Here is a 2,547-nt window from a genome sequence, read left to right on the forward strand (position 1 = left end):
GAAGCCATGCACGACCTCTACCACCTCAACCCCCACGACGGACCAAACCCCCGCGAACTATTCGACCGATTCGTCGCCTGGGGACCATTCCGACGGTCGGCGAAGCGACTCCCGGATTGAGGCTTCGACGCCGGGGCGAGACGAAGACCGTGGTCGGCACCGCCACCACCACCACCGCCGCCAGCAGCAGCAGCGATCAGCCGGCCCGGACCAACTGCCGGTACTCTGCGGAACCCAAGAAGCGCGGCACGATCTCCGCGTTAGCCCGCCCGAATTCCAGGGTGAGCACGTCAGCCCGGTCAACGAATCGCATCGCCGCCCCCTCCCCACACACCACATCCGCATCGGTGGCGCTGGTCGGCGCGTAGAAGATTGAAAACTCGCCGACCGTGCCGGGGAATCGCCCCGCAGGAGCCAGGCCCCGCCAGAACAGGCGCAGCTCATCGACCTTGAGACCGGTCTCCTCGTAGAGCTCTCGATGGGCCGCCACCAGTGGATCCTCGCCCGGATCCAGGTGACCTCCAGGTAGGGACCATCGATGCGGATCCACCTGGGTGTTGCCGTCCCGAAGCTGCAACAACAACCGACCCTGAGGATCGACCAAGGTCACACCTGCGATTCGTACGTCCACTCGCGCCACCATGCGCGCAGCCTAATTCGGCTGGGCTATCTGTATGACCACCATGATCAGCACCCCTACCGGGATGAACTCTCGTCACATCCGGCACCTACCGCGAGGCGCACCTCAACCTGTCGTCCCTCAGTCCAGATCATCAGCGGTACGCACTCCGGACTCGCCACCCAGGTGCCGCCGGTGAACACCGACCATGCGGCCGACGTGCTCGTGGCGGGGCAGGCCTCCACCTGCACAGTAGTCACCGGTGTGGCGGGGCCGCCCCAGCCAATGCGGACACGGTCCTCCCATCCCGGTGCCACCTGCACCTCCACGGCCGCCCCGGCCCGCACGTACAGGCCCCATTTGGCGAAGAGACGAGTCGGCCCCCGGGACCCGGATGCTTCGTTGGGTTGCAGGACTGGGACGACACCGCGACCGTGTCCGCCACTATGCGGTACCGCTCGCCCGGATCCGCCTCCGTGGGGACGGAATCGACACCCGACAGGCGCTCTCCGCCCTGCGGCAGCGGTGGCAGCGGCGGGGCTTGCACACCGCCTGACTCGAGAGATGCAGAGGGGGCCGCGCCAGCTTCAAGCCGATCCCCGACCGTGCAACCAGTCGCCGCCATCAGCAGACAGGAGGCCACCGCGAAAAGCCCCAACCTCGACCTATCGACACACACTGCTTGACCCTCCAAACATCGACTGCCGAGCCAACCCTTCACCACGGTCGATGCGAAAGCTGGTGTCCGAACACGACACAAGGCTTGAGGAGACGCGAATAACCACCTACCGTTACAACACCCGCGCCGACCACGACGGTGACTGTCTCGAATGCGCCCCCGCGCGGCAAGGCCGCCGTCGTCTCCAGGACAGATGGGGAGGCAGAGCCCATGCGGAGGCCTATCTGCGCGGTGATGACGTGAGCCGCGTCCTACCGTTCATCGCGGGCGGCGCTCTCCTCGGTGCCGTCGCCGGGCTCTCCTTCGGGCTGGGCAACTACACGGCGGCATGGATCGTCTGGCTCCTGTACTTCGGCGTGGTCGAAGTGACGGCGGTGCTCAACAGTCGCGACGGTGACACCCTGTCCGAGCACGTCTGGTTGTGGTTCGGCATGCAGCGCCGCAAGCCCGGCGAGCCGGCCCGGAAGGTGACGGGCTGGGTGTGGCTGCGCCGGTTCGCGCTGCTGGCGTTCGTGACCTGGCTCGCCCTTCACTTCCTCACCGGGGGCCTCGTCTGACCGCCTGATTCCGCCTAGTCCAGGATCCCGACGGAAACACCTTCGCTCTGGAGGCCGACGACTGACAGCTAGTCCAAGATCCAACTCCGCAGGTCGGAGAACGCTTCGGTGCTGCCGAGCACAGCGATGACAGCAGACACGCAGAGCGCCACGAAGACACGTGAATGCCTTGTTGAGTCCGCTCGCACTCGCCGACTCACCGACTCACCGCGTAGCCGAGCAGAACCAGGGAGCCGAGCACAACCCCGGTGAAGGGACTCATCACTGCCGCAGCCGTGCCGAGACCGTGCAGAACTCTCGCAAGCAGGTTGCCGAGACCCGATCCCAGATCCTTCGGATCATTGCCCCCGCCGGTTACGAAATCGTGGCTCCCCAGTGTAAGTCGACCGAAACCATAAAGAAGGAGCACGGAAAGGTAGCTAGTCCCGAATGCCAATTGAAGCCAGGTCACGCCCCGCACCACCAAGGACCACGGGCAGGGAAATTTGTCGGCCTCAGCAACACTGACCGAACTACTCATCCCTAAATACCTCCGGCCGATGGATAGCTCGGAGCGACAGTACGTCCCGCCACACAGAACATCAAGCCTGCCTAACATTCACCCTGATTCTTCGCGGGTCTGACGCCTGTCGATGATTGAGGGGCCGGCATTGTAGCTGGTGGATGTCTTGGGCTCGTCGGGTATGGCTGTG

General features: G+C 64.9%; 3 protein-coding genes. 1 reads left to right on the forward strand and 2 read right to left on the reverse strand.

The features are described 5' to 3' along the window. Positions 1–196: 196 nt before the first annotated feature. A complete protein-coding gene (locus K228_RS0124500) occupies positions 197–643 on the reverse strand; it encodes an NUDIX domain-containing protein (RefSeq protein ID WP_029723971.1) in 447 nt (148 codons plus the stop codon). Positions 644–1,537: 894 nt separating this feature from the next. On the opposite strand from K228_RS0124500, the gene K228_RS0124515 reads away from it, so the two are divergent. Continuing rightward, entirely contained in the window at positions 1,538–1,855 is a 318-nt protein-coding gene (locus K228_RS0124515; protein ID WP_025620732.1) for a hypothetical protein, read from the forward strand. 196 nt (positions 1,856–2,051) lie between these two features. Here the strand turns inward: K228_RS0124515 and K228_RS27995 are convergent, their stop codons facing one another. After that, entirely contained in the window at positions 2,052–2,375 is a 324-nt protein-coding gene (locus K228_RS27995) for a hypothetical protein (protein WP_245603597.1), read from the reverse strand. Between the last annotated feature and the right edge of the window lie 172 nt (positions 2,376–2,547).

The sequence above is a fragment of the Salinispora cortesiana genome, assembly GCF_000484695.1.
Taxonomy (GTDB): Bacteria; Actinomycetota; Actinomycetes; order Mycobacteriales; family Micromonosporaceae; genus Micromonospora; species Micromonospora cortesiana.

Excerpts from the sequence above, each read along its gene's own strand:
- K228_RS0124500 (WP_029723971.1), bottom strand. The coding sequence starts at position 643 with ATGGTGGCGCGAGTGGACGTACGAATCGCAGGTGTGACCTTGGTCGAT.
- K228_RS27995 (WP_245603597.1), bottom strand. The coding sequence starts at position 2,375 with ATGAGTAGTTCGGTCAGTGTTGCTGAGGCCGACAAATTTCCCTGCCCG.